General features: G+C 51.7%; 23 protein-coding genes, 2 pseudogenes and 1 riboswitch. Of the genes and pseudogenes, 9 read left to right on the top strand and 16 right to left on the bottom strand.

Annotated elements, in window-relative coordinates:
- Positions 1 to 128: 128 nt before the first annotated feature.
- On the bottom strand, positions 129 to 3,485 hold the full coding sequence (locus TJ79_RS04405; protein WP_052339257.1) for a glycoside hydrolase family 9 protein: 3,357 nt from the start codon (positions 3,483 to 3,485) through the stop codon (positions 129 to 131).
- Between the two features lie 339 nt (positions 3,486 to 3,824).
- Positions 3,825 to 3,923, top strand: a riboswitch (guanidine-I (ykkC/yxkD leader).
- Positions 3,924 to 4,000: 77 nt separating this feature from the next.
- Here TJ79_RS04405 and TJ79_RS04410 point away from each other — a divergent pair.
- The gene (locus TJ79_RS04410) at positions 4,001 to 4,333 is read left to right on the top strand and encodes a DMT family transporter (protein WP_040949105.1); all 333 of its coding nucleotides are present in this window, start codon (positions 4,001 to 4,003) and stop codon (positions 4,331 to 4,333) included.
- Position 4,334: 1 nt separating this feature from the next.
- Positions 4,335 to 4,649, top strand: coding sequence for a DMT family transporter (locus TJ79_RS04415; protein ID WP_040949051.1), 315 nt, complete (start codon positions 4,335 to 4,337; stop codon positions 4,647 to 4,649).
- A 242-nt stretch (positions 4,650 to 4,891) separates the two neighbouring features.
- Here TJ79_RS04415 and TJ79_RS04420 read toward each other — a convergent pair whose 3' ends face one another.
- Positions 4,892 to 5,824, bottom strand: coding sequence for a glycoside hydrolase family 43 protein (locus TJ79_RS04420; protein ID WP_040949052.1), 933 nt, complete (start codon positions 5,822 to 5,824; stop codon positions 4,892 to 4,894).
- Positions 5,825 to 5,981: 157 nt separating this feature from the next.
- On the bottom strand, positions 5,982 to 7,052 hold the full coding sequence (locus TJ79_RS04425) for a branched-chain amino acid aminotransferase (protein ID WP_040949053.1): 1,071 nt from the start codon (positions 7,050 to 7,052) through the stop codon (positions 5,982 to 5,984).
- 124 nt (positions 7,053 to 7,176) lie between these two features.
- On the opposite strand from TJ79_RS04425, the gene TJ79_RS04430 reads away from it, so the two are divergent.
- From TJ79_RS04430 to TJ79_RS04460, 7 genes are all read left to right on the top strand, one after another.
- Positions 7,177 to 8,085 carry a LysR family transcriptional regulator gene (locus tag TJ79_RS04430; protein ID WP_040949054.1) on the top strand — a complete coding sequence of 303 codons (909 nt, stop codon included), beginning with the start codon at positions 7,177 to 7,179 and terminating at the stop codon, positions 8,083 to 8,085.
- 72 nt (positions 8,086 to 8,157) lie between these two features.
- Positions 8,158 to 9,240: an HD-GYP domain-containing protein gene (locus TJ79_RS04435; RefSeq protein ID WP_040949055.1), complete on the top strand. Its 1,083-nt coding sequence runs from the start codon at positions 8,158 to 8,160 to the stop codon at positions 9,238 to 9,240.
- Between the two features lie 216 nt (positions 9,241 to 9,456).
- Entirely contained in the window at positions 9,457 to 10,902 is a 1,446-nt protein-coding gene (locus tag TJ79_RS04440; protein WP_040949056.1) for a spore germination protein, read from the top strand.
- Positions 10,899 to 12,104, top strand: coding sequence for a Ger(x)C family spore germination protein (locus TJ79_RS04445; protein ID WP_040949057.1), 1,206 nt, complete (start codon positions 10,899 to 10,901; stop codon positions 12,102 to 12,104). Before TJ79_RS04440 ends, TJ79_RS04445 begins: the two co-directional genes overlap by 4 nt.
- A gap of 5 nt (positions 12,105 to 12,109) precedes the next feature.
- Entirely contained in the window at positions 12,110 to 12,337 is a 228-nt protein-coding gene (locus TJ79_RS04450; RefSeq protein ID WP_040949058.1) for a hypothetical protein, read from the top strand.
- Positions 12,338 to 12,355: 18 nt separating this feature from the next.
- Complete coding sequence (locus tag TJ79_RS04455; protein ID WP_052339258.1) at positions 12,356 to 13,477, top strand: GerAB/ArcD/ProY family transporter; 1,122 nt, start codon at positions 12,356 to 12,358, stop codon at positions 13,475 to 13,477.
- Positions 13,474 to 14,574, top strand: a complete 1,101-nt coding sequence (locus tag TJ79_RS04460) for a GerAB/ArcD/ProY family transporter (protein ID WP_040949059.1) — start codon at positions 13,474 to 13,476, stop codon at positions 14,572 to 14,574. The genes TJ79_RS04455 and TJ79_RS04460 overlap by 4 nt, the downstream gene beginning before the upstream one ends.
- Here TJ79_RS04460 and TJ79_RS04465 read toward each other — a convergent pair.
- The 13 genes and pseudogenes from TJ79_RS04465 to TJ79_RS04520 all read right to left on the bottom strand — a co-directional run.
- Positions 14,543 to 15,691 (bottom strand): hypothetical protein, encoded by a 1,149-nt coding sequence (locus TJ79_RS04465; RefSeq protein ID WP_040949060.1) that lies wholly within the window; start codon positions 15,689 to 15,691, stop codon positions 14,543 to 14,545. The two genes, TJ79_RS04460 and TJ79_RS04465, sit on opposite strands and share 32 nt — an antisense overlap.
- A gap of 114 nt (positions 15,692 to 15,805) precedes the next feature.
- The gene (locus TJ79_RS04470; RefSeq protein WP_040949061.1) at positions 15,806 to 16,294 is read right to left on the bottom strand and encodes a (2Fe-2S)-binding protein; all 489 of its coding nucleotides are present in this window, start codon (positions 16,292 to 16,294) and stop codon (positions 15,806 to 15,808) included.
- A pseudogene (gene pucD, locus TJ79_RS04475) lies at positions 16,263 to 18,606 on the bottom strand (xanthine dehydrogenase subunit D). Before pucD ends, TJ79_RS04470 begins: the two are co-directional and overlap by 32 nt.
- Positions 18,590 to 19,510: an FAD binding domain-containing protein gene (locus tag TJ79_RS04480; RefSeq protein ID WP_052339259.1), complete on the bottom strand. Its 921-nt coding sequence runs from the start codon at positions 19,508 to 19,510 to the stop codon at positions 18,590 to 18,592. The pseudogene pucD and the gene TJ79_RS04480 overlap by 17 nt, the downstream one beginning before the upstream one ends.
- A 37-nt stretch (positions 19,511 to 19,547) precedes the next feature.
- Positions 19,548 to 19,709 (bottom strand): annotated as a pseudogene (locus TJ79_RS27055) (gamma-glutamyltransferase); the annotation flags it as partial.
- Positions 19,710 to 19,724: 15 nt separating this feature from the next.
- Positions 19,725 to 20,972 carry a pyridoxal-phosphate-dependent aminotransferase family protein gene (locus tag TJ79_RS04485; protein WP_040949062.1) on the bottom strand — a complete coding sequence of 416 codons (1,248 nt, stop codon included), beginning with the start codon at positions 20,970 to 20,972 and terminating at the stop codon, positions 19,725 to 19,727.
- The gene (locus TJ79_RS04490; RefSeq protein ID WP_052339260.1) at positions 20,959 to 22,305 is read right to left on the bottom strand and encodes a Zn-dependent hydrolase; all 1,347 of its coding nucleotides are present in this window, start codon (positions 22,303 to 22,305) and stop codon (positions 20,959 to 20,961) included. The genes TJ79_RS04485 and TJ79_RS04490 overlap by 14 nt, the downstream gene beginning before the upstream one ends.
- Positions 22,306 to 22,330: 25 nt before the next feature.
- Positions 22,331 to 23,725: an allantoinase AllB gene (gene allB / locus TJ79_RS04495; RefSeq protein WP_040949063.1), complete on the bottom strand. Its 1,395-nt coding sequence runs from the start codon at positions 23,723 to 23,725 to the stop codon at positions 22,331 to 22,333.
- Between the two features lie 51 nt (positions 23,726 to 23,776).
- Complete coding sequence (uraH, locus tag TJ79_RS04500; RefSeq protein WP_040949064.1) at positions 23,777 to 24,193, bottom strand: hydroxyisourate hydrolase; 417 nt, start codon at positions 24,191 to 24,193, stop codon at positions 23,777 to 23,779.
- 17 nt (positions 24,194 to 24,210) lie between these two features.
- Complete coding sequence (gene pucL / locus TJ79_RS04505) at positions 24,211 to 25,161, bottom strand: factor-independent urate hydroxylase (protein WP_040949065.1); 951 nt, start codon at positions 25,159 to 25,161, stop codon at positions 24,211 to 24,213.
- A 43-nt stretch (positions 25,162 to 25,204) separates the two neighbouring features.
- The gene (uraD, locus tag TJ79_RS04510) at positions 25,205 to 25,720 is read right to left on the bottom strand and encodes a 2-oxo-4-hydroxy-4-carboxy-5-ureidoimidazoline decarboxylase (RefSeq protein WP_052339261.1); all 516 of its coding nucleotides are present in this window, start codon (positions 25,718 to 25,720) and stop codon (positions 25,205 to 25,207) included.
- Between the two features lie 66 nt (positions 25,721 to 25,786).
- Positions 25,787 to 26,317 (bottom strand): nucleoside deaminase, encoded by a 531-nt coding sequence (locus tag TJ79_RS04515; protein ID WP_052339262.1) that lies wholly within the window; start codon positions 26,315 to 26,317, stop codon positions 25,787 to 25,789.
- Positions 26,318 to 26,343: 26 nt separating this feature from the next.
- Positions 26,344 to 26,814, bottom strand: a 471-nt coding sequence (locus tag TJ79_RS04520) for a nucleotidyltransferase family protein (RefSeq protein ID WP_040949066.1), incomplete at its 5' end; no start/stop codon positions are given.

The following is a 26,814-nucleotide window of genomic DNA, read 5'->3' on the forward strand; positions in this document are numbered from 1 at the left end:
TTTAACCTCATATAGAAAAACGTACATTCGCTCGAAGCCGCTAACCACATACCCATATGACAATCGCCCCCCACTTAGCCGAGAAGGCTTCCTGGAGGGCGATTGCTAATCTTCAGCCGCAGGTTGAATTACGGCTCAATACCCCACACGAGCGTACCGTTTTGATATAACGTGATCTTGTTCCAGTCCGTGAGCGTAGTCGTAGTTCCGCCATAGGAATAGTCGTTGGCTTCATTGAAATTCGACCAATCGCTCTTAGCGATCCGCAGTTGAATGTCTCCGGTTTGACCTCCTGGCGCAATCGAACCTGCTCCCGATGTGAAGGAAAGCTCCAGGTACGTATCGGCGGTTGTTTGAGCCGTACCCATGGTTACAAATGAACTTGTGATATTCGCATTGCCGATTTGCGCCCAATCACACCAGAAGTTTGGCTGCGAATTGGTGTCTTTCGTGAAGTAGTAGCGCAGCTTAAGTGAGCTGAGTGCGACTGCAGATGTGCCCGTGTTTTTGATATTGAGTACTGCGCCGATGGTGTTATCCGTCGCATTGGTATTGCTTACCCGGTATTGGGCAACCAGCGTACCGGGAACGGTCACTTGCGGCGTCACGCTGACTTGGGCGGAGTTTGCGCTCGTTCCCGCAGTATTCACTGCGTTGACGACATAATAGTAGGTCGTGCCGTTCGTCAGTCCCGTATTCGTGTAACTGGTCGAAGTCAGTCCGGTAGCAACAGCCGTATAAGGGCCTCCACTTGTCGTGGAACGTTGCACCGTATAGCTTGTTGCCCCGCTTACAGTGCTCCAAGCGAGCGTCGCTTGCGCATTACCCGCCGTAGCTGTAACACCTGTTGGAGCAGCCGGTACGGCAATCGTATCGGTCGTGACGGTTACGGCATTGCTTGCCGTCGAAAAATTGCCGGCCGCGTCTTTAGCCTTCACCGTGAAGGTATAGCTGGTCGCCGCCGTAAGGCCCGTCACCGTAAAGGTGGTCCCGCTGGTTGAGCCGGCCAGAGCCGTACCGTTATAAATGTTGTAGCCGTTTACGCCGACATTATCGGTAGACGCTCCCCATTGCAGGGTAACCGTTTGGCTGGTATGACCGGTGGCGGTCAGGTTGGTTGGAGCCGTCGGTGCTACGGTATCGGGGGGTTGCGTCGTTGTTCCGGTTGCAAATGCAGCGACAAACACCAAACCGGAATTCCAATAAATCGTGTGTTCGTTGGTTGTCCACTCTTGGAAGTTATCGGTATAGTTTTTGGCTGCAAACCGCGAGATCTGGTTTCCTACCGCGATGTCGTTGGAGTCTTTGTTCGGTCCGCCGACTAAATATCCTTTCGGTACTCCCGGCAAGTTATCCGTTCTGTACATGATGCTGAACGGATACTTGACGCTATTATCGCCATATCCGGTCACAAAGGATTTGCCTACCGGATTTTCACCGAGAATCCAGTTCAATTGACTGTTCGTGATGGTATTCAAAACGCTCTTGTTGCTTTCATAGGTGCCCAGCAGTTTCGAGCCGATGATCATTTCCATTGGAACATCCGTGACCTGCATGTTGATGCCCCAAAAATAGTTGCCCTCACTTACGATGCTTTTCCAGGGGCTGCCGTTATAGCGGGTCACTTTGTTGTTGAACCATGATTGAAATTTCGTGGTATACCAGCTTACCACCGTTGAATCCGGATTAGCGGCTTTCAAATAACTGAAGAAACCGGTGTTCCAGGTAAGATCCCAACCGCTTCCAAGACCGGTAGCATCGTCGAAATAGGTGCCCGTTTTCGTGTAATTGGCAAGGAAATAAGTATTGTATTTGGCATCGCCCGTTGCTCGGTAAAGGGAGCCTGCCGCCCAAAGACGGTTTGTCGTATCATCGGGAACATCGTATGGCCATCTGCCTGTATTTGGAGTCCTGATATTCTCCGGATGCGCCTCCAAATAACTCCATGCTTTTACTGCTGCGGTTAAACAAGTTTGAGCAAAGGTTGGATCAATACTTTGATAGATCAGATAAGCATGTGCCAATGCTGCGGCTGCAGTAGCCGTGTCAGCGGTGGTTTTGATATTGGTTCTTGAACCGTCCGAATCGGCATCCATAATCATTCTGTTCGTCATGTTGTCGTCGTCTTGGAAGGTGACACGTGCATAGAAACCGCCGCTGGCAGAATCCTGCATTTTCAGCATCCATTCCAGTTCCCACCTTGCTTCATCCAGGATATCAGGGATGCCGTTTCCGCTCTCCGGAATATTAAACTGGCTGTCTGTAAATTTCTCCGGCAACAGCTCGTAGGCCCAGAAAAGGTCCGACAAGGCTTTAGCGCCGGCATTAACGTACTTGCCTTTATCGCCCGCGTCATACCAGCCTTTGGAAACATCCTTCTTAACGGAAGGGGTAGACATTAAAGGTACGGAAGTATCCGGTGTAAAATCGGATCTCTGATAGCTTGTTGTATACGGGCTGGTAATATTGATGCCTGTCCGCTGATAGTAATAATACCGGGCTGAATCAGCTAACAGCGCTCCGTAAATATCCTTCGCGTCGCCAATCGTAAATTTCGGCGAATTTTGCAGTCCTGATACAGCGATATAATAGGTCCCCGGAGTGGTCAAACTTGTAAAATCAGCGGTAAAGATACGTTCCCCGCTGTCAACGGCATCATAATTCTTTTTGAGAGCTAGTTTTCCCGAAAAAGCCGTCGCACTCGTTGTAGAATTAATGACATTAAACGACGTATTCTCGTCAACTGTGAGAACATCTTCAAAACCGGTGACAAGCGCCTGCTTTTCAGCATTTGCCGGATAACCGGCTTGATTGACCTTTATCGGAGCATAATCCTTCTCCTTGTCAGGCGAAGTGACCCGGATATCATTGAACCAAACCGTTATTGGCGTTGAACCGTCGTTTTTGAGGGACAAACAATCAATGGATGTAGGATCAATGCCTTGGGAGACCTGCATAATCTCTTTTAGCGGGATTTTCACGTGGGTCCAATTCGTGGTGACCGTTGTGTAGCTTTTAATATTGACGGTCGTGGTAATTTCACCACCGGCAGCCCTTTCAAATACTCTGTCCTTAAAGCCAATCAGAAAGGACTCTCCGCCTACTTTCCCCTTAATATTGAACTCAAGATAACCGTTCGTATAATAAGAGGTAAAGTCATAGGCTTTCCAGCCGGCTACTGTAACCAAAGCGTTAAACCAAGAAGGAGAAGTAGGAGATTTTGCATCTAATTTTAGGGAAGGCAAGCCATTCAGCGTAACCGTACTGTCAACCGGCAGAAAGCTGTTTACTAAATCCAAACCGAACCCGCTATCGCCGGCCCAGCCGCCAGCCGTATTGCTGAATATTTGGTAATCCACCAAGTTTCTCCACCCTGCAGGCGCTTCGGGAGTCGGAGTTGCAGCGTTAGCAGAGAGCGGGAATGAGATTACTGTTGAAAAGACCATTGTTAATGCAAGAAGCAAGCTCATTTTTTTCTTCCTCATTATGGAACCTCCTTTACATAGGTCATGCTCTAGAAAACGCCAACAGCTTTCCGAGGTAGGGGTTGTCCATACCATCCACATGCTTGCATCTCTTAAGCTACCTCATTTATATGGGAATTGGTCCCGATATGCCCTAGCCCCTCCCTTCTCAACTAAAACGAAATACCAATTGTTGGTCTTGTAAGTGTTTTCTTCCGGTATTTCTATCAACAGGTTAATTCTGGAAACGCTTTCATGCAATATAAGAATCATTGGATTTCTATCGTTTTGATTGGAATCTGCCAAAAATGATCTCTTTACTAATGGAGTAGTTTGTGTATAATGAGGTTCAATGTCATAAAAAACGTTATCTAGGGTTCCGCGGCAGCTTGCCGGCCTGGTCCGAGAGAGAACGGCAGTCTGCGGACTGTGCCACGGAGGGACAAAAGCCCGGGAGTTTAACTGCTATGCAGCAGTTCATTCTCCCCGGCTTTTTTTGTTTTATGCTCTTAATAAACATCAAAGGAGTGAAAAGCATGAATAAAACATGGGGTTCGGTAGTCATTGCAGCTTGCTTTGAAGTGGCCTGGGTTATCGGTCTTAAACATGCGGAAGGTATTTGGGAGTGGATCGGCACGTTGATCGCCATCGGCGTCAGTTTTTACCTGATGATTATGGCATCGCGGCATCTGGCCGTTGGCACGGTTTATGCGGTCTTTGTCGGACTCGGCACCGCAGGAACGGTTCTGGCCGAAATCATATGGTTTGACTCCCCTATCAAGCCGACTAAGATCGTCTTGATTGCTCTGCTGCTGGCGGGCGTTATCAGCTTGAAACTGTTGGGGAATCCGAAAAAAGAGGTGAGCTAAGATGAATTGGTTATTCCTCGTGACAGCCGGCATTTTCGAGATGTTCGGAGTCACCATGATTAATAAATGGCATAAAGATCGAAACTGGAAAGCCTTTCTCTTGCTGGTTGTTGGATTTGGGCTAAGTTTCGCGTTTCTTTCCCTTGCCATGAAGACACTGCCCATGGGAACCGCTTATGCGGTATGGACCGGAATCGGAGCGTCGGGGGGCACGATTCTCGGGATGTTGCTGTACGGCGAACCCCGAAATTTGCCGAGAGTCATTTCCATCGCTGTTGTCCTCAGCTGTGCTGTCGGTTTGAAGTTGGTTGGGTAAGGAAATTAACTCAACATAATAAATATTATGTAAACTCATGAGAAAATCAAAAGACGCTACGCCAACCTGTAACGTCTTTTGATTAATCTCATTAACTATCGGAATAGTCGCTACCCGCTCAAGCAGACGACCCGTGTGCTGCCTTTATGCTGACCATCGCAGCTTTCTGTTGCTATATAGATATATTAATGTCATTAACATTAAACTCCGGTAAGAATTCGCATCAAGCGTTCCTCGAGTGCTCAATTCCACTTGGTTTTAATTCGGTTATATTCCTCGATGGTGATGGGTAAAACGGTTCCGTGTTTGAAGCGATACGGGAAGTGAAAGCTCTCATCGGAACGGATAAAGCGGCCGCTGGCGATATCGTCGGCGACGAAGGGAACGTAACCCTGCCCTTCTCCCCTGACTCCGAAGTAATCCAGCAGCAGGCACCACTTGCCGTTCGGAAGCTTGAAGGCGGTTGGGGCTTCATAAGCGGAAGAACCAAGTTTGGCCATCTCTTCATCAAAGGCTTCGATCCGCTCATATTCTCCGGTCAGGGTGTTTCCTTTTTGCAGGATGACGCCTTCCGGGTTGCGTTCGCTTTTTATAAACCGGTAATAGACACCTTTTTCCTGGTAGATCGCGGAATCGATTATGCCGCTGTCATCCTTGCGGCAGAGCATTTGCGGCGGCGTGAAGCTGGTGAAATCTTTCGTCCGCGTGTAGTAGATCGCTTTGTTGCCAAAGTTGTTGGAAGCGTGGGACGACGACCAGTGCAGAACGTAATCGTCGTGAACAGAGTCATACAGGACATCGGGTGCCCAGAGGCAGCCGAAATCTTCGTCGCCCAGCGGAATCATCCGTTGCTCGGACCAATGCACAAGATCATCCGACTCCCACAACACCAGGCATTTACTGCCTTCCCGGCTGATGTTGGCCCAGCTTGCCCGGTATTTGGATTGAAAGCAGCCGGCCAAGCTCAAATCCGTGGATAGTATATAAAATTTCCCGTACTTGGTTCTGACAATGGTGTGGTCTCGGACACCCTTCTCCCCTTTTTCACTCCAAAGCACAGGTTCTCCGCCGTTTACGGTTTCCCAGTTGAAGCCATCGGTACTCAGCCCAAAGTAAACCTGTTCCCCATCGGTTGTTTCCTTTTCTTTAAAATGTACGAATAAATAGGCATCCATTGAAAAAGTCCTCCTCGGCTTGTTCCTTCCTATCATTCGTATCCTACTCCTCAAGGCGGTAAACGGGAATGACGGATCGTCGCCCTTTACTGAACGATTGTCTTTTAGCAGAAAAAAGAACCGCATCTCTGCGGTCCTTTTAAAACTGGTATCGTAATTATTTCAATTCAACGACCCAGTTGAAGGGATCTTCAATAGTGCCGTATTGAATGCCTGTGATGGTGTCGTAGACTTTGGATGAGATTTCGCCGGTTTCCCCGTTGTTGATCGGGATGACTTTATCGCCCCAGCGCATCTCTCCGATTGGGGAAATAACCGCAGCCGTACCCGTGCCGAAGGCTTCCTCCAACGTACCGTCGAGATGAGCCTTGTAGAGTTCATCAATGGAAACTTGACGTTCCTCTACGGGTACTCCCCACTCCTGCAGCAGATGGATGACGGAATCCCGGGTGATGCCGTTCAAAATGCTGCCGGTCAGCGCCGGAGTGACCACGATGCCGTTTATTTTAAAGAAGACGTTCATGCTTCCGACTTCTTCGATGTATTTGCCGTGCAGGGCGTCGAGCCACAACACTTGCGTATAGCCAACTTTGTTGGCTTCCTGTTGAGCGACAAGGCTCGCGGCGTAGTTGCCAGCGGTTTTGGCCATACCGGTGCCGCCTTTAACGGTTCGGACATACTCGGATTCCACGAAGATTTTAACCGGATGAATGCCTTCGGCGTAATAGGAGCCAACCGGCGACAAAATGATCATGAATCGGTATTTGGTGGAAGGCGCGACGCCCAGATTGGGTTGGGTCGCGATAACAAACGGACGGATGTATAAGGATGTGCCCTCAGTCGATGGAATCCAATCTTGATCAACCTGCAAGAGCGCTTGCAGTGCTTCATGGAACATCTCTTCATCGATGGGCGGAATGCACATCCGATAGTTGGATTGATTCAAGCGTTTCGCGTTCATATCTGGACGGAACATCAGAATGCGGCCATCTTCAGTACGGTATGCTTTCAACCCCTCGAATATCGATTGGCCGTAGTGAAATACTTTCGCAGCCGGGTCCAAAACTAAGGGTTGGTATGGAGTAATTCTCGGGTCATGCCATCCGTTTTCTGTGTCATAATCGAGGATGAACATGTGATCGGTATAATACTTGCCGAAAACCAATTGATCTTCTGACGGTTTCGATTTTGCTGCTTTGGTTCGTTCTACAGGAATGGTGTAAGCCATTGCGATTTTGCGCTCCCTTCGCGATTAACTGTCTAGTTGAATAGTACCACTCTTTTAATTATATTTAAAATATCTATTTTATTAGATTCGCATACTTTTCAGGTATGGGTCAAGGGGGATTCCAATGGATATCCGGCAGATTCGCTACTTCTTAACCATTGCACAAGAAGGTCAAATCACTCGTGCGGCAAAAGTGTTGAACATGGAGCAGCCGCCCCTAAGCCGTCAGCTTAAGCTGATGGAGGAAGAATTAGGCGTAACGCTGTTCGACCGCAGCGGCAACCGCCTGAACTTAACCCATGCCGGTGAACTGATGCAGCAAAAAGCCGAAGCGCTTCTCTTGCAGCTACACGAGTCGATTCAGGAGGTTAAAGAGCTGGATAAAGGCATCCGCGGCTCCCTCTCTATCGGATCGGTTGTTTCCTGCATCTCGCTATTGCCTGAACGCATCCGTCTCTTTCGGGAACATTATCCTCTTGTTACCTTTATTATTCGCGAAGGTGACCATTTTCTTCTGGACGAAATGCTGGATAAACGAAATATCGAATTGATTGTCGCCAGGCTTCCTTTCGAAGCCGCAACCGTATCGAAATCCTACGGAATCATGCCTCTTCCCTCCGACCCTTTTGTTGCTATAGTCCCCAGCCAATGGAATCTCAGTCCGATGCAGGATACGATCCTCATGCGGGAGCTGATGGATTATCCTTTTTTAACGTTGAAATCAGATAAAACGACAGGCATGCATGAAAAAGTGATGCGGGAATGCCGGCGTCACGGGTTCGAGCCCCAGGTTATCAGCGAATGCTCCAGCGTGGCGATTATTATCGCCTTGGTAGCGGCAGGCATAGGGGCAACGGTTTTACCGAAATCCGTCATGGCATCCTTTCCTCTCGCTTCTATCCGAGTATTAGCCTTATCCGATGTAGAGCTGCAATCTGATGTTGGTATTGTGTGGTTAAAAGACCGCTACCTGTCCAAGGCCGCTCGACAATTTATCGCAGATTTCGCAGAAATAACACCCTTTAGCAGCTAAAAACTTGGTATAATAGGTCGTTGCAAAATCTACAGAGAATCATTTTCATTTATACAGGAAGGCAGGATTAGCATGAGATTAGTATCTACTCCCTATTTGCAATCCGGTCAACAGCTAGCTCGAACGATCTACAGCGAGAATGGTACCGTTCTTTTGGGTGTAGGTGTGGAACTGACTGACAGAATGATTCAACGGCTTGCCACTTATGGCATACCGGGGGTTTATATTGAGGATAAAGTCTCGGAGGGGATCATTCCGGAAGAAGCGATATCGGAAAAAACCCGCAGCTTCGCCATCAACACCATCTATTCGACGATGACCAAATTGATGGATGAACCAAAAAGCAGGCAAGCCATTCTTCCCTTATCCATAGGCAAGCAGTACAGAGATATGATTAAACTGATTATGGATGAGCTGCAGGCGAAGCCGAATTCGATGATCAACCTCACTCATATTTTTTCCAAGGACTCCTATCTCTATCACCATTCGGTAAATGTTGCCATAACCTGTATTACAATGGGCATGTCCATCGGGCTCAATCAGCCTCAGCTTATTGATTTGGGGCTCGGCGCCATTTTGCACGACATCGGTAAAGTTTCTGTTCCTTCCTCCATCTTGAATAAACCGGGCCCTCTGAATGCGGAGGAGTGGGAAGTTATGATGGAGCATCCTCGCACGGGGTTTGATATTTTACGGAAAAACGATGAGATTTCCCTTCTTGGCGCCCACATTGCCTTGCAGCATCATGAAAAAGAAGACGGCTCAGGGTATCCGCGGAAAATGACTGGCGAGGACATTCATCTGTATGGTAAGATCGCCGCGATTGCCGATGTATACGAAGCTCTGACGGCATCGCGCCCTTATAAGCCGCCCCTGCCGCCTCATGAAGCCATTGAATACATCATGGGCAATGGCGGACATCATTTCAATTATGAGATGGTAAAAGTGTTTTGCCGTCGCATGTCCCCCTACCCGATTGGCTCGACGGTTCATCTGTCCACAGGTGAGACAGGGATCGTCACGGAAGTGAACCCTGAGCACCCGTTGCGACCTATCCTTCGCATTATTAAGAACGAAAACCAGGAACCGTTAACGGTACCGTTTGACCTTGATTTACGAAAAAGATTGACGGTGTTGGTGACAGGCGTCTCGTAGATCTCCCACATCAGAATGGCAAGAGCGTAAAGAGAGCTGAAGGGCTCTCTTTTTTGTGCAACATTTTAAAGTTAACATAATAAATATTATGTTAACTTTAGAATAATAATATAAGGATTATTGGCTAAAGGTTCTCTTACCCGCTTATTTCCATTACATCTGCATAGGATTGGGGGCATTGGAAATACTTTCGGAGGTATCCAGGAGGTGACGGGGATGGAAGCTCTGACCGGACGTTTGCCGGAAGATATCAGCGAGCTTAAAACGCGGATGGGTGAAAGTCCGGATTTTATCGTCCGGGAGCTGGTGCTGGTCAGTCAACAACATATGGCCATTTTTTATGTGGATGGTATGGTGGACAAACCTGCACTTCAAGATAGCATCCTCCATCCTCTACTCCACCGGATCGCGGAAGATAACGTTACCCTCACCCTTCTGCAGGAAAGCATTCTCGATACCGGCGAAATCAATTTGGTTGACTCCTATCCAAATGCTTTGGATCAGATCGTTGCAGGGGATGTACTCCTCTTGCTGGAAGGCAGCGCTTCCGGCTTGCTGGTGGCTATTCCCGGTTGGAAGGATCGTTCCATCGAAGAATCGAAAACCCAATCCCTCGTCCGCGGCCCCCAGGATGCCTTCACTGAGACGCTGCGCACCAATACGACGATGATCCGGCGGAGAATCCGCGACACCCGGCTGCGCCTAACCAATTTCAAAATTGGAAAAATTACGAAAACCTCCGTTACGGTTATGTATCTCGAAGGGTGCGCCGACGCCACTTTGATCGCGAACCTCACGACTCAGCTTAACCAAATTAAAGTCGACCGCATCATTGAGGGGCAGTATTTGGAAGAAATCTTGCTTTTGGACATGAAACCTCTAACCATTTTCCCGAGAATTTATAACACCGATCGGCCTGATGTCATCGCCTCCGGCATCATGGAGGGGAAGATTGCCATTCTGACGGATGGCACCCCCTTTGTATTGATGCTTCCTGCTCTTTTCACCGATTTTATCCAATCCGCGGAAGACTATTATCAAACTGCCGTATACGGCTCGTTATTGCGACTCTTGCGATACATGTCATTGTTCATCGGCCTGCTGGCGCCGTCGATCTATATCGCTCTTACTACCTTCCATCAAGATATGCTGCCGACGCAGCTCCTCCTCAGTCTGGCAGCCCAACGGGAAGGCATCCCTTTCCCTGCTTTTATCGAAGCCATGCTGATGGAGATCACCTTTGAAATTCTGCGCGAAGCCGGGATCCGCATGCCCCGCGCCGTCGGGTCAGCCGTTTCTATCGTCGGTACCATCGTCATTGGACAGGCAGCTGTCGATGCCAGTATCGTCTCTCCTGCCATGGTGATTATTGTATCGATTACGGCCATCGCCAGTTTTATCATTCCGGCCTATACCATGTCTGTACCGGTTCGTTTATTGCGCTTTTTCTTTATGGGAATGGCCGCTATATTGGGCGTATATGGCTTGACGATCGGTTTCATCATTTTGACGGTTCATCTATGCTCTTTACAATCCTTTGGCATTCCGTACATGAAGCCCGTGGCACCCTTTCGAAAAAATGCGAATCGGGATGCGATCTTTCGGTTTCCTTATCGCAACCGCAAACAGCAAACCGCAACCGCAAAGGGAAACAAGCCATGAAGCCAATAGGACGCTTGATGAAGACGTTTGTCGGGCTTTGCGTTCTACTTTCTACCGCCGGGTGCTGGAATGCCAGAGAGCTTAACGAATTGTCCGTCGCTCTCGCCATGGGGATCGACAAAGACGGAGATGGCCAATATATCGTTTCCTTCCAAAGCGTAGACCCAACGCAAATGTCTTACCGCAAGACCGTTGAGCGGTCGCCGACTATTCTATATTCCGAAAAAGCCTCTACCATCTTCGAGGCGATTCGCAAGATGTCGACTAAAGTGTCTCGCCGAATCTATGTGGCCCACCTCCGGCTTATCGTATTTAGCGAGGAAGTAGCTCGGGATGGGCTGAAAGCCCCCCTCGACCTTCTTTTTCGCGATCATGAGGTTCGCCCGGATTTCTTTATCACCATAGTGCGAGGGAAACATAAAGCGCGTGATGTCATGGGCTTTGTTGCGCCAACTGAGGTTTTACCCGCCATGGACATGTACAAATCGTTGAAGGTTTCGGAAGCGGCGTGGGCGCCGACGGTGGCCGTCAATGTAAAAGACTTTTTGGAAATGCTGGTGAAGGAAGGTCAAGATCCGATTCTCACTGGAATGACGTTTATCGGAGATTTGAAGAAGGGACTACGGAAATCAAACGTAGCGCAACCACTATCGATAGCGGAATACAAGTATATGGGGATCGGCGTAATGGAACAAGACCGTTTAGTCGGGTGGTTGAACGAGGATGAGAGCAAAGTTTACAACTATATCACCAATAATATTACCAGTACGATCGGGAAAGTAAAATGTCCTCATGGTGAACACGAGATCGCACTAGAAATCACTCATGCCCATGTTAAAATGGTGCCTTCTATCAAGGATGACAAACCGTCCATGAAGCTAAAAGTGACGATTGACGCAAACGTAGGGGAAGCCGGATGCAATATTGATTTATCCAAGGAAGCCACCCTTGTCGAGCTTCAGGAGGCCGGCAAGGAAGTCGTAAGGAAGCTGTTTACTGGATCGATTCGCAAGGTGCAGAAATACGGCCCCGATATTTTCGGTTTCGGCGAAGCCTTCCACCGTAAGTATCCCTCCACCTGGCATAAGTGGAAAGACACTTGGCAGGAGCGGTTCAAAACGATGCCGGTGGAGATCGAAACGGACTATCATATCCGCTATATTGGCAGAATCATCGATCCTTTCGGACCGGAAAAGGAGTGACTGGAATGCTGATGCTTATCATGTTGATCGCCGTAGCGGCGGCGTTTTGGGAATACAAAAGCTTGCGAGCTGAGAAACGAAAGCGGGAAATCGCCGTCAGCGCTTGTTTTCTTGCAATTGGCGTCATGTTTGGGACGATCAGTTTAATCAAAAAAGAGCTGCCCAGTCCGATGCGCGCCCTTGAGCATTTACTTCAACCGGCCAGTGATTTTCTTACGAGCATGCTATCTTGAACTTGAGGCTGGGTGACTATGGAACGACAACTGACGGAAAGACAAGCGGTTGCATGGTTCATCATGTTCCAAACCGGGAGTTCCTTTTTGGTGATTCCGGCTTCGATTGCGGTTGAAGCGAAGCAGGATGCCTGGCTTTCCGTTATATTGGCGGTTGTCCTGCAGTTGCTAATTCTTCCCTTGCTCGTCGCCATCGCTCGTCAGTTCAAAGAGAAAAACTTCGTCCAATATTTGCAGGGGATATTCGGCAAGTGGGTTGGACGAGGAATCGGTTTTTTCTTTATCCTTTTGTACCCCTATCTCACGTCCGCTCTGACCCTGCGTAACCTCTCCGATTTCGTCAATACGACGCTCATGCCGGAAACGCCTGCTGAAGTTCTCTATTTTTTCATGATGCTTGCCGTCGCTTACTCCGTTTTAAAAGGAGTTACCGTCTGCGGTCGTGCGGCTGAATTGCTCATCTTCATCGTTTTTGTCATGATTTTGTTGGTTGCGGTGAGTCTGCTTTCCAGCCTCAAGATAGAGAATGTCCTTCCTGTTTTTGAATTCGGATGGAAGCCTGTTATGCGTGGAGCCATCCCTCTCCTTGCGTTTCCCTACCTGGAAAATATCTTCCTCCTATTTTTCGTTCCGCACATCGGCTACGCCCATTGGAAAAATGTCGTCATTCGCAGTTCTCTATTCAGCGGGCTTATCTTTTTCCTCGTCACCTTCTTTTGCATAAGCGTCCTCAGCTATGGCACAACGACTAATTTAAGCTTTCCAAGCTTCTTTATCGTCCGCACCATCACCATCAAAATGTTTTATGAGCGCTATGAGGTGTTGATTACCGTTATGTGGTTCATCACGATCTTTATGCGCATCTCGCTGTGCATGATTGTAACGGTTGAAGGCTTCGGCGATCTGTTTCAACTCAAGAAACCGCAGGCTCTGGCTATTCCATTATCCCTACTCACTCTCTTGCTGGCACGCATCGTTTGGCCGAATATCGCTTTCATTATCGGCTTTCTGCAAGTATGGCCGGTGCACGCCATCCTGCTCGGCCTAATCTTCCCCATACTTCTTTGGATTTCAGGACGCATAAAGCGGTTGAAGCCCGACGGAAACAACAACCTGGCGCAAACGAGGGGGGCATCATGAAGAAAGATCTGACCCGCCGTCAAATTGTCCTATGGTTTGTCATGTATCAGTTGGGTGACGCCTTTTTGCTTACCCCTCGATTTATGACGAAGATGGCGAAGCAGGACGCTTGGATGTCCATTTTGGTTGCAGTCGGCTTTTTCCTCTTGCTGACCCCCTTATACGCCGCCATTGCCAAGATGCAGCGAGGAGAATCCCTTCCCGCATTTCTAAACCGTCGGTTCGGGAAAATTATCGGCAAACTGTTCACCTTTGTCTTCGTTATGTGCTTTCCGTATCTGATCTTTGTCCTTTCCTTGACCGGTTTAAGCGAATTTATTGAAACGGTCATTTTCCCCGAAACTCCCGGCTTGGTCATTCGAGCCTCTATGCTGTTAGCTGTATTTTACGCACTGCGTAAAGGGTTAACGGTTATTGGCCGATCTGCTGAAATTTTATTCCCGGTCGTCATCGCTTTGTTTTGCTTAGGGTATTTATCGCTTTTTCCCAGCGGACAGTTCGTAAACTTGTTGCCCCTATTCGAAAACGGCTGGAAACCTATAGTCGGAGCATCCCTCGATCTCCTTGCCTACCCCTATGCAGAAGCTGTACTATTCCTATTTTTGGTGCCATCGGTTGAGTCGTCGGAAAAATGGAAGTCTCTACTGATCAAAAGTGCGTTGACCAGTGGCGGCATATTTTTGATCATGACGATTCTCTCCATCGCCGCGTTGAGCGACGGAGTCATTGCCAACCTGATGTACCCCAGCTATTTTGTCGTCGGCATCATCAGCTATAAGGACTTTTTTGAGCGATTTGAGGTCATAGTTTCCGTGCTTTGGTTTATAACGACCTTCTTCCAAATGACGCTTTTAGCGTATGCCGCTTCCCATGGAATTGCGGAAGTCTTTCAGATGAAAGACAACCGATCGCTGCTCGTTCCCCTCTTGCTTATCGCACTGGTCATGTCCATTTCGATATTGCCGAATGCGTCGATGGTCATCGAATCTCTGCAGGCTTGGCCTGTCTATGCATTGTTTTTCGGAATCGTGTTCCCGCTTTTTCTCTTGTTAATCGGTAAAAAGCCTAAAGCCAACGGGATAAAACAAAACGGGTAAACAAATAGGCTCCTGTGAGATAAGCGGCAAAGGCGACTCCGTCCACAATCAGGGCGTTCCAGATGAGGCTCAGCTTATCTGTACCGGCAAGAGCAATGACGAGTCCGGCGGATTGAGCGGCTAACACGAGGAAAGAGTCCAATAGCGGCCTGTACCACCCGGAGCTCTTGCGCCAGTAACCGCCGAATAAGATGAACATAAGGATATTAGCGGCAAAAAAAGCGAGAATCCACGAGGTCTCCACAAAGGTATCGCCGACCGTTTCGATATGCCAGTCCGGAATCCACAACCACCCGGCAAGACCGTTAACCGCGAGTAGTGCGAAGTAACCCCATTTACGCACGCCGTTTACAGCAGCAAGTTTTTCGGTTCTGGCTGTTTTGAGCTGACGCCGCCACATCCGTGGCGGATTGGTTTCACTGTAGCCGACGTGTCCATCGAGATTTTCCTCATACGTATGCTTGGCGATCTGCCCATAGCAGTGTTTATATTCTTCGGCCGGCATTGTTCCGATATATTCGTCGCTTGCGTAGACCGGAATGCCGTGTTGTCGGTAAATAGTCAACCATTCCTTAAGCCGGGCGGGATCGTCCTCTTGAAAAAGGGCGAACTGCAGCCTGCCACCCTTATCCGTCCATTTCATCACCAGACTGGCGCCGATCCAGTAGTCTCCGGGGCGTTGGTCCGCATTCACCCGATAACGCGCTGTTTTAGCCAACAAGATTTCCTTCATGCTGCTGTATGGGATAAAGAGTTCCCGGGCATTACCCGTTCTGCGGTTGATGAGAGAGGTAGAATAGCCGTCTTGACGCATTTCGTTTTTAAACGAGAGGGGATCAGGAGATTGAAGCTTGCCGAAGGTGTACCACCCTAGCCCAGCCATGACCAGGCCGAATATAAACAACAGGAAAGCCGGCATCCGCCCATCCTGCAAGAACCAGACATAGGCCGCTAAGCCCCACAACCCGAGTGCAGTCAATGCGGAAGCGATAGCTACACCTTTCATGATGTTTTTTTGCTGAGAGGATCGGGGTGGAGCCTCTTTGCCTTCTTTTCCTTCACGCATTTCCATCATCTTCAACCGCGTCCCTTCCAACGTCTCATCGATTGAACCCAATCCCTTTAATCAGGTGCAAGCGAATCTACCTCCATCATTACCCTAAATCGCCAAAAAGTAAAACCCCCAATCCAAATTTAACATCTGAATTCGAAAAAAAGTAAGATTTGGACATTAGTTGCTTTGACTTTGTGCAGCTTTTTCCACCGCGCGCAAGATCGGTCCATAGCCGGTGCAGCGGCAGAGATTGCCGCTTAAAGCATCGATGATCTCTTCTCGGCTCGGATTAGGGTTCTCATTCAGGAGCGAAACAGATGAGATCAGCATCCCCGGGGTGCAATACCCGCATTGAAAAGCTCCTTCTTCGAGAAAAGCCTGCTGGACAGGATGAAGGGCTTCCTCTTTGTCCATATCGGATAATCCCTCAATGGTAATGATCTCTCCGCCAACGCATTGATAAGCCATGAGCAGGCAGGAATTGACAGCAGCACCGTCCAGCAAGATCATACAGGAGCCACAACGGCCGATTTCACAGGATACTTTCAAACCGTTCAACCCAAGATGATCCCGAAGCAGTTCAGAGAGCCGCATAGCTGGGGGAATATGCATTTCCCTTTCAACGCCATTTACACTACCCTTCCAGATCATTGCGTTGTTCGCCATTTGCAGAATCAGCTCCTTTCCGGACATGCGGCACAAAACTTTGAATTAGCGTTTCCGGAGAGAGCGGCAGACGATTTACCCATGTTCCGGTTGCTTGGCGGACGGCAGCGGCTATAGCGGGGGCTAAGCCGACAGAACCGATCTCCCCAACGCCCCGGGGACCGTACGGGTCTCCCTCCACTAAATCTTCGATCGCCTCCACGGAAAAGCCTTCCGGCATATCGGCGGCAGTCGGCGCCAAATAGGTGTCCAGGTTGGCAGTGGCGTATCTTCCATCTGTGATGACGGCATCTTCGAATAGAGAGAAGCCGAGGGCCATGGAGCTTCCGCCTTCAATCTGGCCGATGTAGCCCATGGGATTGACAACCGGACCCGCCGCTACAGTGTGGTAGTGGTTGGTTACCTTCACTTTACCCGTTAGGAGGTTCACTTCAGCTTCCGCTACGACTCCGGCAAAGCCATATAGGAAATGGCCACCCACAACGGCATCGGGGGTAGTTGGATAGTGAAATTCGCTCTGGCAAAGGATTTCATTCGAGCTGGCGGCGGCGATGTCGCGATAGCTCAGGAACGGCTTCGACTCATTTGCTGTATCTTCTGTTATCCGGTAGATGCCTCCTGGTCCCAATTCTAATGCATCTGCAGATAAACCGATCAGGGTTGACGCCGCCTCCAGAAGTTTGCGGGTAAACGGCTCTTTCATCCGCGTCAGCGCCGTCCAAACCATAGTCGTCACTCGCGGAAGCGGTGCTGGAGCCGCTGTGGGGTACTCGGGCTGTGTCGCCGATCACGATTTCCAGGTCCTCGACCCCACAATGATAGAGATCGATAGCCAAAATTTCCATTGTAGACAGCAGCCCCTGGCCGAACTCTTCATATCCGAAAGATAGTCGGATTTTGCCTTCCCGGGTTAGAGAGATGCATCCGCCTGCCGGATCTGGGATGCCGAAGCCTAATCCCGCCCCATGCATGACGATGGCTGCCCCGATCCCTCGCCTGATCCAAGGAGCTTCCAGTGCAACGATTCCGGCACAGGACTCCAGTTTCAGACGTTTATGCCAAAGGGGACAGGCGTCGATCGCTTTCCATATCTGCAGAGCGCCATCCGTAGGCGCAATCCGCTGTCCAAGGGGGCCGGTGTCCTCGAGTCCGCGCAGATTTTTCCTTCGCAGCTCCCAAGGGTCGAGTCCGGCGGCGGCTGCCAGACGGTGGATTTGTCCCTCCATAGCAAAAACAACCTGGTTCCCGCCGAAACCGCGGAATTCACCGGACACTCCATTGTTTGTGTAGACGGAAATCCCTTCGATATCTACATGATCAATCTGATACGGCCCGCTGGCATGTTCCGTGGCGAATTGTAATACAGGCCCGCCTAAAGTGGCATATGCGCCCGTATCAGCTGTTATACGGACGCGATGGGCAATAATATGCCCATTGGTATCCATGCCTGTTTTCATTTCAATCGTCATCGGGTGGCGTTTCAGCCCGGCACGGACCGACTCAGCTCGAGAATAATGCATCTTCACCGGGCGGCCGCTTTTCAGCGCCAGCAGACTGCCGCAGGGCTGAACGTTCAGCTCGTCCTTTCCTCCGAAGGAGCCGCCGATGGGGCTGGAAACGACGCGTATCCAGTCTTGGGGAATACCGAGAATGCGGGACAGCTGCATCTGGTCCTTATAGCCATGCTGGGTGGCGGCATACACTGTGAGTTTTCCGCCTTCCTCGGGAATAAAGAGCCCACCTTCCGTTTCCATATAGACGTGCATCTGCCTTGGAGTATGATACGTCTCTTCGGCGATATAGCGGCAGCGGGCGAAGGCGTCCTCCGCATTCCCCCGCATATAGGCGGTCCGGTGCAGTACGTTACCGCCGAGATGCAGTTGGGGTGCATCCTCCTGCAACGCGGCATGAGGGCTGTCCAAGACCGGGAGCGGCTCGTAATCCACTTCGATCAGGCTAAGGGCGTATTCGGCTAGTTCCGGACTATCCGCCGCCACGGCTGCGACGGCGTCACCCACATACCGTACCCGGTCCTCGCACAAAGCGGGCTGATCGGGAATGACGATACCGAAGCGGTTTACCCCGGGAACATCTTTGTGCGTAACAACTGCATGAACTCCGGCTAGCTGCTCCGCTTTATCCGTTTGGATTGCCTTGATGACGGCATGGGGATAGGCGCTGCGCAGCACTTTGCCATAGAGCATGCTAGGCATGCGGCGGTCTGTTAAATAAGCGAGGACGCCGGTTACTTTCTCCTTGCCGTCTAACCGGATGCGCCATCGTTTACCGCTAGCTTCACGAGTAAGCAGCATAGCCTGTCTCTCCTCTCCCCATTTGGTTTGCGATAGCCCATAACTCAGCGGTAATGAGGTTGGCTGCGGTTATTCGCCTGTATTCGGCTGAGCGAAACGGATCGGTGCAAGCCTGGTACTGCCGTTGGATATGGTTATGGATAGCGGGAAGATTTTCCGACCAATGATCGTCGCTTAAAAGAATTTCTTCCGCATCCGTCAACCGTTCCGCTTGGGTGGCTCCGCCTCCTGCGGCAAGCCGGATATTCCGCAGTTTTCCGTTCTCAGCCAGCCCTCCCGTTCCGGCGACGGCAACCACCGCGGGGATAAAGGCTTCCCGTCTCCCGATTTTTCGGTAGAAGGCGAAGCTCATCTCCGGATTCCGACGGGGTTGCAGAGGCTGGATGGGAATGTGAATCCGAATGAGCAGCCTATTCCCCGGAGCTGCACCGGAGCGCACGCGCTCCAACCATGAGCCGACAGGCTCAAGTTCTTCCCCTTCGCTGCCATACCATTCCAAGCGGGCCTCAGTGACTAACAGAGCGGGCAAGGTGTCGCCAACCGCCGATACAAGGTTGCCGCCGAGGGTTGCCAAACGGCGTACGGAAGGTGCAGCAATGGATTTTACGGCAGCGGCAAGTGGGCGGCAGCGGTCGCCGATAAGGGGATGGCGCTCAAGCTCCGCCAATGTTACCGCCGCTCCGATGACCGCCGTCCCCTGGGCTTCCTCCAGCTTCCGCATGGTTGGAATAGCATCCAGGCTCACCAAATGGCGGGGCATTGCCGCCGATCCCGCCTGCCAATGGGTGCGCAGCAAGGTTCCGCCGGCGACGATTCGGCAGTCTGCAGCCAATTCGGCTTTTAGTTTCCAAGCATCTTCAACGCTTTTAGGCTGCCAAACGTGAATATCCGATAAGGCGATCATGTTCGCCCTCCTCCTTTCTGCTCCGTTTTTCTTTATCAGCATCTCCCCCCAATCCGGTCATATGAGGGTACACCACGGTATAAGCGGCGCTTACGGCGATGGCCGCGTCAAAGGCATTCCCGCCTTCCTGCAACAGTAGGCAGCCGGCCCCACTCGCCAGAGAATGAGGAGATGACCATTCCGCAGTCGCTAGGGGCAGAAAACCGGTGCATCCTTATCCCTCTTCATATATCGCCAGAGCGGCTTGAACCGCTGCACCCGCCGGCAGTTTGAAGTGATGATGAAGCAGAGCCGCTTCCAATGCTCCAAGGAGCAGCAGGACATTGCGCTCGCTGGCGCTGTAGCCCATGGTGCCGATGCGCCAGATTTTCCCTCGCAGCGGGCCGAAGGATGCGGCGATTTCCACTCCGAAACGCTGAAGCATCAAGCTTCTGACGGAATCGCCGTCGATCTCCTCGGGGATGTGCACGCAGGCGACCATGGGCATCTTGTTGACCGAATCTCCGAATAGAGTCAGTCCCATCGCCGCAAGACCGGCCAGTAGCGACTGCTCGTGAAGGCGATGGCGGGCAAAACGGGCTTCCAGCCCTTCTTCTAACACAAGGCGGATGCCTTCCCGCAGAGCGTACAACATGGAAGTTGCTTCCGTGTGATGGTTAAGCCGGGCCGGGCTCCAGTAATCCTGGAGCTGCCCCAGATCAAAATAGTTGCTGCGAACCGGTGGAGCGATCCCATTGGAAGATTGGGATTGTTCAATTATTGCCGGGTCCGGCATGAGCCCCCGTTCGATCTTTTTGCGTTGGAAGATCACGGCGGCGACCCGTTCGTTGTAGGTGATAGGCGACATGCCGGCCGGAACGGACAAACACTTCTGGGTCCCGCCGATGACCGCATCCAACCGCCATTTGTCCGTTTCTACCGGCGCGCCGCCGATGGTGGCGACAGCATCGACAACGAGCAGAACGTCGTTTTCCCGGCAAAATGGTCCGATTTCGTCTAACGGTTGCATTTGACCCGTGGAGGTTTCGCCGTGGACGATGGCGACTGCTTTCGGCCGATGGACGCGGATGGCGGCGATGATCTCTTCCGGAGCAAAAACGCGTCCCCATTCTTGCTCCAGAGTGATTACCTCCGCACCGCAGCGTTCGCACAGCTCCTGGAGCAGGTAACCGAAGCGGCCGAAAATCGGCACCAGTACTTTGTCACCTGGTTTAATAATGCTGCACAAAACGGCCTCAATTCCGGAGCGGGAGGTTCCATCGATGGGAAACGCCCATTGGTTGCGGGTTTGAAACAAATCCCGCAGCATAGCCATCACTTCATTCATCAAGCCTGTGAATTCCGGGTCGAACTGGCCCAAAATTGGGTACGACAGCGCCCGCAGCACCCGGGGATCGACCTCAACGGGGCCTGGAGTCATGATGGTCCGGGGCGAAGGAGACAGATCGCTATATCGTTTCATGGGTTTTCTCTCCATACGCCAGTTTATAAAGAAATTCGATGAGGGCGATGATGCCGTCCGCCAGTTGTTCCGGCTCGGTGTACTCACCGGGAGCGTGGCTTATTCCTTGACGGCTGGGCACAAAGAGCAGCGCGGAAGGCACAATGGCTTGAAATATCTGGGCGTCATGACCCGCGCCGCTCACCATTCGGCGAGTGGTATAGCCGCAGCTGCGGGCTGCCGTCTCCCACGCATCCGTTAAGATCGGGTCCAGTTGGACCGGCGGTGAACTCATCCATGGTCGAACGTCGAGAGTTAATCTCCGGCTGGATGCAATGCGCATCAGCTCCGCCTCCATACTTTGGCAGAAGACATCCAGCGCATCGGCATCGGCATGCCGGACATCGAGGCTAAAGGTGGCGCAGCCCGGAATGACGTTGACGGTGCCGGGATGCGTCTGCAGGCTGCCGACAGTGGCCACAAGAGGGGCGCCGCGGGATACTGCCATTTTTTCAATGAGGTTAATCATCTCTGCAGCTCCAGCAAGAGCATCCCGGCGCAGCACCATCGGTGTCGTTCCCGCATGTTCAGCCCTCCCGTCGACGGTAACGGTAAAGCGCCGCTGTCCAGCGATGGTTGTGACGATACCAAGCTGATCACCGCTTGTTTCCAGAAGTCTCCCCTGCTCGATATGCACTTCAAGAAATGCGTACAGGCGGCCGCTTCTATCGGCTTCAGGCTGATCGGATCTGCCGAAGCCCGCATCGTCCATAGCTTGCTCCAGAGTGACACCATTACCGTCCGCGAATCCGGCTGCTTGTTCGGGGTGGTAAAGGCCGGTTATGGAGCCAGAGCCCCAGAAGGTTAAAGGGAAGCGGCTTCCTTCTTCTTCGCAAAGAGCTACCGCCTCCAAGGTGCGAACAGGCGGACCAAAGGCGCTGCGCAAATAGGAAATGGCGATGACGGCCGCCACTATGCCATAGGCGCCGTCGTAACGACCACCGCATTGGACGGTATCAAGGTGCGAGCCTACGAGAATCGGATGGATTGGAGCAATTGGAGAAGCCGCAGAAGCTACTTCTGTTGCTGAAGCCGAATAGCCGCTTGGTGAGGTACCGAACAAATTGCCGACACGATCGGCGTAGACCTCCAACCCATACTGCCGCATCCGGTCGGCCAAGCTCTTGTGGGCATCCTGCCAGCTATTGTCGTACAAGAACCGGGTAACGCCACCCTCCGGGCCGCAGCCGAACTGTGCTATTCCATCCAACCAATCCTCAATCTGAGATGAAATCCATTTGCGCAGCTCTGTTCGATTTTCTTTATAGGGCATATTATTAATGTAATTAATCATTGGCCGAATCTCCTGTTCCAAGAGCTTAAGATACGATAACCATTGGCTCGCAAGGGCGGATCCACTCTCCCGCTCCGGTGCGTACGATCCCCCGTTCCATCTCATAAATGAGCATACCTCGGCAAAAGGTCGCTTTTATCCGGCAACTCATGGTTTTCCCGATATAGGGGCTATGGGCATGCCGATAGAGCAAATCTTCCTTTTTCAAGGTATAGCCGGTATTCATGTCCACCAGCACCAGATCGGCATCTGCGCCTACAGCGATTTCACCCTTGCATGGATGCAGGCCGAACCGTTTAGCCGGTTCCGTTGCCAGCATCTGCGCAATATAAGGCAGTGGAATTCCGCGGCGCACGGTTCCTTCCGTAATCATCAGCTCCATGGAGCTCTGGGCACCGGAAATACCGCCCCAAATGGCGAAATAATCATCATTTACTTTGAGTTCTGTCGGACATGGAGAGTGATCGGAAGCGATAAAATCGATGCTCCCGGTCTCCACGGCCTCCCACAATTTCGCTTGCTCCCTCTCATTGCGCAGAGGCGGAGCGCATTTAGCTACCCCGCCAAGGAGCACCATATCCTCTTCTGTCAGTGCTAAATAATGGGGGCAGGTTTCCGCGGTTACGTTCAAGCTGTTGTTTTTTGCCGCATTGATGAGCTTTAAAGCAGCATGGGAGCTGATGTGGACAAAATGCAGAGAACATCCTGTTCGTTCCGCGAAAAACAGCGCCCGATTCACCGCTTCCTCTTCAGCGATAACGGGCCGAGTCGCTGCATAATCCAATGCGGATCCCTTGCTTTCCAGCCTAGCCCGGGCGGTGAGCTTTCCAGTGATCACGTCGCTCTCCGCGTGCAGGGCGAGTATGCTGCCCAGCTTCGCGATTTTCTTCATCCCTTCATACAAGGTGACATCGTCCGCTTGGCGAAATGCCATCTCCCCTCTTCCACCGGGATCCGAAAGAAAAGCTTTGAAACCGACGACGCCTGCAGCAGCTAAACCCTCTATTTCTTCCAGATTGCCGGGAACAAGGCCGCCCCAGAAAGCATAATCGACGGCGGATTGAAAAACAGCCGCTTCCATTTTCTCGTGGAGAGCGGCGACGTTTATGGTAGGAGGTATACCATTCAAAGGCATATCGATATAAGTAGTGCAGCCTCCTGCAGCTAAAGATGCCGAACCGGATGCGAAGCCCTCCCATACTCTAAAGCCCGGTTCGTTAAAATGCACATGGGCATCCACCATGCCCGGCATCACGACATAATCTTTCGCCTCAATGGGGGGTTCCTTCGCAAATGAGCTAGGGATGGAAGGGGCAAGTTTGGCGATACGTCCGTCTTTTATGCCGATATCCAGCTGTTTCACTCCATCCGCCAGCACAACTTGACCACCGCGGATGATTCGGTCCAGTTCCGGAATCATGGATTCGCCTCCTCCCGATTGCCTCGATCACCATTACCTCGATCAACCTTGTCAACTGCCCCGGTAAGTGGAATAGCCGCCGGGAGCGATCAATAGCGGGATGTGCAAGCATTCTGCCGCGCTCAGGATACGGAAACGTATGGGGATATCCTCCCAAATGCCGGGAGCTGGATCGGGTACATTGTAAAATTCGCTATTGCGGGTTGCGGTCCTTTGGAAGTATGGAGTGGTGTGGAAAACAAGCTCATATCTGCCCGGGACCATCTGTTCCTCTGTAAGCAGCGGGGCATCTAATCTTCCGTCGTCATTGGTGACGGCTTCACGAAGAAGACGGGTATAGGACTCGCCGTCAGCTGTACCGACCTCCCCAAAGTTTTCCCAGTCATCCAGTTTGTAAAGGGAAATGCGCATGCCCTCTGCCGGCTTGCCCCGGGACAAATCGAGAACGTGGGTCGTCAGTTTGCCCATCGCGGCGCCCCCTCTATTTATTCATTTTCCACATCGCTGCGGGTCATGGAAAAGCCCTGAAAGCCGTAAGGCGGGCGAGGTTCGGTGAATACTTTTCCTTCACTTGCGGGAATGTCGTCGACGATGGTTTCCCAAGTGCGGTTATTGGACTCGAATCGGACTTCCGCAAGTTGCGGGAAGCGGATCAGGATGCGTTTGCCGACTTCAAAAATGAGATTTTGGATCGAAGGGGTGTTGAATTCGTGGAAAACACAGTGGGCGATATCCCGCACCTGTTCGGGGGGAACGTATTTGCCGGGCTCTCCCTTGAGGGAATCTGCCAAATCGCTGTAAGTCCAGCCGATGTCCAAGTAGATGTACAGCGGCCGGTCTTTCGCTTCCGGCAGCGTCGTGTATTCGTCCCGGACAAAACCGTAGAACGAGCTTCCCTTCACCTTGATCAAGTGCAGGTTGTTTATACCGCTGCTGCATTCCGCGAGTTCGATGCCCGTTTCGGTGCGGCAGGCCGTGATCGCGGCCGAGGCGTGCTCATTACGGGAGTGGCGGTAAACAAGGCCGCTTTCGGTCGGGCCTGAGCCGTTTTCCCCGGGTACCCAGGTAGGCTCGAACTCCAGACGGTTAGCGCTGATGCAGACGGAGTCCGCCTGCGTGTAGGTTTCGAGAAAGCGTCGGCTGACAAAAGCGAGATAGCCTTCCATGGTACAGCCATCGTAGAGGGCGGCGTGGCGGAGAATGAAATTTTTCATCGAATCCGTGGCAACAACCAAGCGGTTGTCTCCTTCGGCGAATGATGCAAAGAAGGCATCGCCATATACGGAAAAATGGACATTGAGGGCAAAAATGACGTTATCCCTTCCGGTGAATGCCGACTCCGGGATGGTTGGCAGGCCTGCTAGTTTTCCGGCATAAGTCCGGTAGACAAACACATCGCCTTTTCCGTAAAACAGGGTCCGTTCCTTATTCCCCATGGACTTCAGCCTCCTGCCTATTTAATTGGTTGATCTGCGAGGATTAAGTGACGGTATGCGAAGATTCAGCAATGATTTCTCGCAATCGGAAATCCGCGATCTTTGCCGTTTCATCCAGAGCCAGTCGGAATTCAAGTTCGGGATTGTTGGCCAGCCGGCGTTTCAAAGCATCTGCAATGGAATCTGACGTATGTCCGCGAACAGCCAAAATGAAAGGGAAGTCAAATTTCTTCTTATAGAGGTCATTTAACTCCACGAGTTCTTCACAAAGTTCGGTAGAAAGATTGCCGAGCCCGGCGCTCTTCTGTTCCTCTTGGGAGGAATCGCTCATGATGAGTCTGGAACCCAGCTCCGGATGAGCCGTCAAAAGGGCAAGCTGCTCCCAAACCGCAGCCTGATTGACTACATCGACCATTTCGTGATGGAGGTGCACCGCCGATTCGAAGGGGCCTCTCTCCCATACCCGAGCCGCAACCCAAGGGGAATGCTCAAATACGCCGCCCAGAACCGATATAAACGCTTCGCGGGTGATCCGATTTAATGCGTATGGCGTGATCAACGGATACTCCTCCTCTCATTTACGCTGAATCATCGTATGGCGCTGGTTTTCAAACCGAGTTAATGCTTATCCAACGCTGCTGATTCGTCGGATTTGGCGGTATTCGCCTTGGGATGTTTTCCAAAAGCCATTCAGAACCGATACCGTCGCTTCCTCGACTTCTGGGAAAGGACCTATGAGTTTGATCGGTTTTTTGCCTCGGGCGAAGACTTCGCTGCAGGGCAGATCGAAAGCAGGTTGGACCGGCCCTTGTCCGGTCAGTTGGGCCAGCCGCTTCTCGGTAATGCCGAAAACGACCCGACCCACATTGCCCCAGTAAATCGCCCCAGCGCACATGGCGCAGGGTTCCGCAGTTGTGTAGAGGGTGCATTCCCATAAAAATTCCTTGGGGTACATCTGGGAGGCTGCCTCCATCAGCATCGTTTCCGCATGTCCGGTGCATTTACCATCGGTAATCTCGCTGTTTTCCCTTTCCAATAAAATGGTTCCGTCCGGTCCGGCCAGTACCGCCGCGAAGGGACAGTTGCCGGAGTTCCGGGCAAATTCGGCTAATTCTACACACCGCTGTAAATATAGGAGATGGTTGAGCTTCGGCATAACGTTCCCTCCTTTGATCATTTTGGTTAGGGTAAAAGCTTTGCAATGGCTGCCAGATCTTCTGGCGTATCGGCGTCGAGGAAGAGGTTCGGGTCATCGGCTTCCAGGATGACCCCGGAATAACGGCCGCCGTCCAGGAGCGCGCGGGCTCCGACGTCACCCCGGAGCTGCAAAAGCTCCGGGTACAGGCAGCGCGCCAGAATCAATGGCGGCTTTGGTTTTCCATTGTCGCCGCTTGCAACGTAAGCGGCGGCGGGGTTGGCGGCGAAAGCCTCCAGCAGGCGGTTCAAATGCCCCGTGGTCACCAGGGGCTGGTCCGCCAGCAGGATCAAGACGCCGCCAGGCCCGTTTTTGATGCCGCCAAGGGCGGCGAGCCCGCATTGGAGCGAGCGGCTCATGCCGCTGGCGGCATCGGCGCAGGCAACCGGCAACAGCGCCGGTTGCCCCGGGCGGTTCGGCTCCCCGGCCTCGGCGGGGAGCCAGCCGAGCGAATCGTC

Origin of the sequence: Gorillibacterium massiliense (genome assembly GCF_000455485.1) — a bacterium.
Classification (GTDB): domain Bacteria; phylum Bacillota; class Bacilli; order Paenibacillales; family NBRC-103111; genus Gorillibacterium; species Gorillibacterium massiliense.

Bases quoted from the DNA above. Each gene is read 5' to 3' on its own strand.
- TJ79_RS04490 (WP_052339260.1), bottom strand. From the start codon at position 22,305: ATGATTAATTACATTAATAATATGCCCTATAAAGAAAATCGAACAGAG.
- TJ79_RS04405 (WP_052339257.1), bottom strand. From the start codon at position 3,485: ATGAGGAAGAAAAAAATGAGCTTGCTTCTTGCATTAACAATGGTCTTT.
- TJ79_RS04425 (WP_040949053.1), bottom strand. From the start codon at position 7,052: ATGGCTTACACCATTCCTGTAGAACGAACCAAAGCAGCAAAATCGAAA.
- TJ79_RS04420 (WP_040949052.1), bottom strand. From the start codon at position 5,824: ATGGATGCCTATTTATTCGTACATTTTAAAGAAAAGGAAACAACCGAT.
- TJ79_RS04455 (WP_052339258.1), top strand. From the start codon at position 12,356: ATGGAACGACAACTGACGGAAAGACAAGCGGTTGCATGGTTCATCATG.
- TJ79_RS04485 (WP_040949062.1), bottom strand. From the start codon at position 20,972: ATGAAACGATATAGCGATCTGTCTCCTTCGCCCCGGACCATCATGACT.
- TJ79_RS04470 (WP_040949061.1), bottom strand. From the start codon at position 16,294: ATGGCGAACAACGCAATGATCTGGAAGGGTAGTGTAAATGGCGTTGAA.
- TJ79_RS04480 (WP_052339259.1), bottom strand. From the start codon at position 19,510: ATGATCGCCTTATCGGATATTCACGTTTGGCAGCCTAAAAGCGTTGAA.
- TJ79_RS04445 (WP_040949057.1), top strand. From the start codon at position 10,899: ATGAAGCCAATAGGACGCTTGATGAAGACGTTTGTCGGGCTTTGCGTT.
- uraH (WP_040949064.1), bottom strand. From the start codon at position 24,193: ATGGGCAAACTGACGACCCACGTTCTCGATTTGTCCCGGGGCAAGCCG.
- TJ79_RS04460 (WP_040949059.1), top strand. From the start codon at position 13,474: ATGAAGAAAGATCTGACCCGCCGTCAAATTGTCCTATGGTTTGTCATG.
- TJ79_RS04430 (WP_040949054.1), top strand. From the start codon at position 7,177: ATGGATATCCGGCAGATTCGCTACTTCTTAACCATTGCACAAGAAGGT.
- pucL (WP_040949065.1), bottom strand. From the start codon at position 25,161: ATGGGGAATAAGGAACGGACCCTGTTTTACGGAAAAGGCGATGTGTTT.
- allB (WP_040949063.1), bottom strand. From the start codon at position 23,725: ATGATTCCGGAACTGGACCGAATCATCCGCGGTGGTCAAGTTGTGCTG.
- TJ79_RS04415 (WP_040949051.1), top strand. From the start codon at position 4,335: ATGAATTGGTTATTCCTCGTGACAGCCGGCATTTTCGAGATGTTCGGA.
- TJ79_RS04435 (WP_040949055.1), top strand. From the start codon at position 8,158: ATGAGATTAGTATCTACTCCCTATTTGCAATCCGGTCAACAGCTAGCT.
- TJ79_RS04450 (WP_040949058.1), top strand. From the start codon at position 12,110: ATGCTGATGCTTATCATGTTGATCGCCGTAGCGGCGGCGTTTTGGGAA.
- TJ79_RS04440 (WP_040949056.1), top strand. From the start codon at position 9,457: ATGGAAGCTCTGACCGGACGTTTGCCGGAAGATATCAGCGAGCTTAAA.
- TJ79_RS04410 (WP_040949105.1), top strand. From the start codon at position 4,001: ATGAATAAAACATGGGGTTCGGTAGTCATTGCAGCTTGCTTTGAAGTG.
- TJ79_RS04515 (WP_052339262.1), bottom strand. From the start codon at position 26,317: ATGCCGAAGCTCAACCATCTCCTATATTTACAGCGGTGTGTAGAATTA.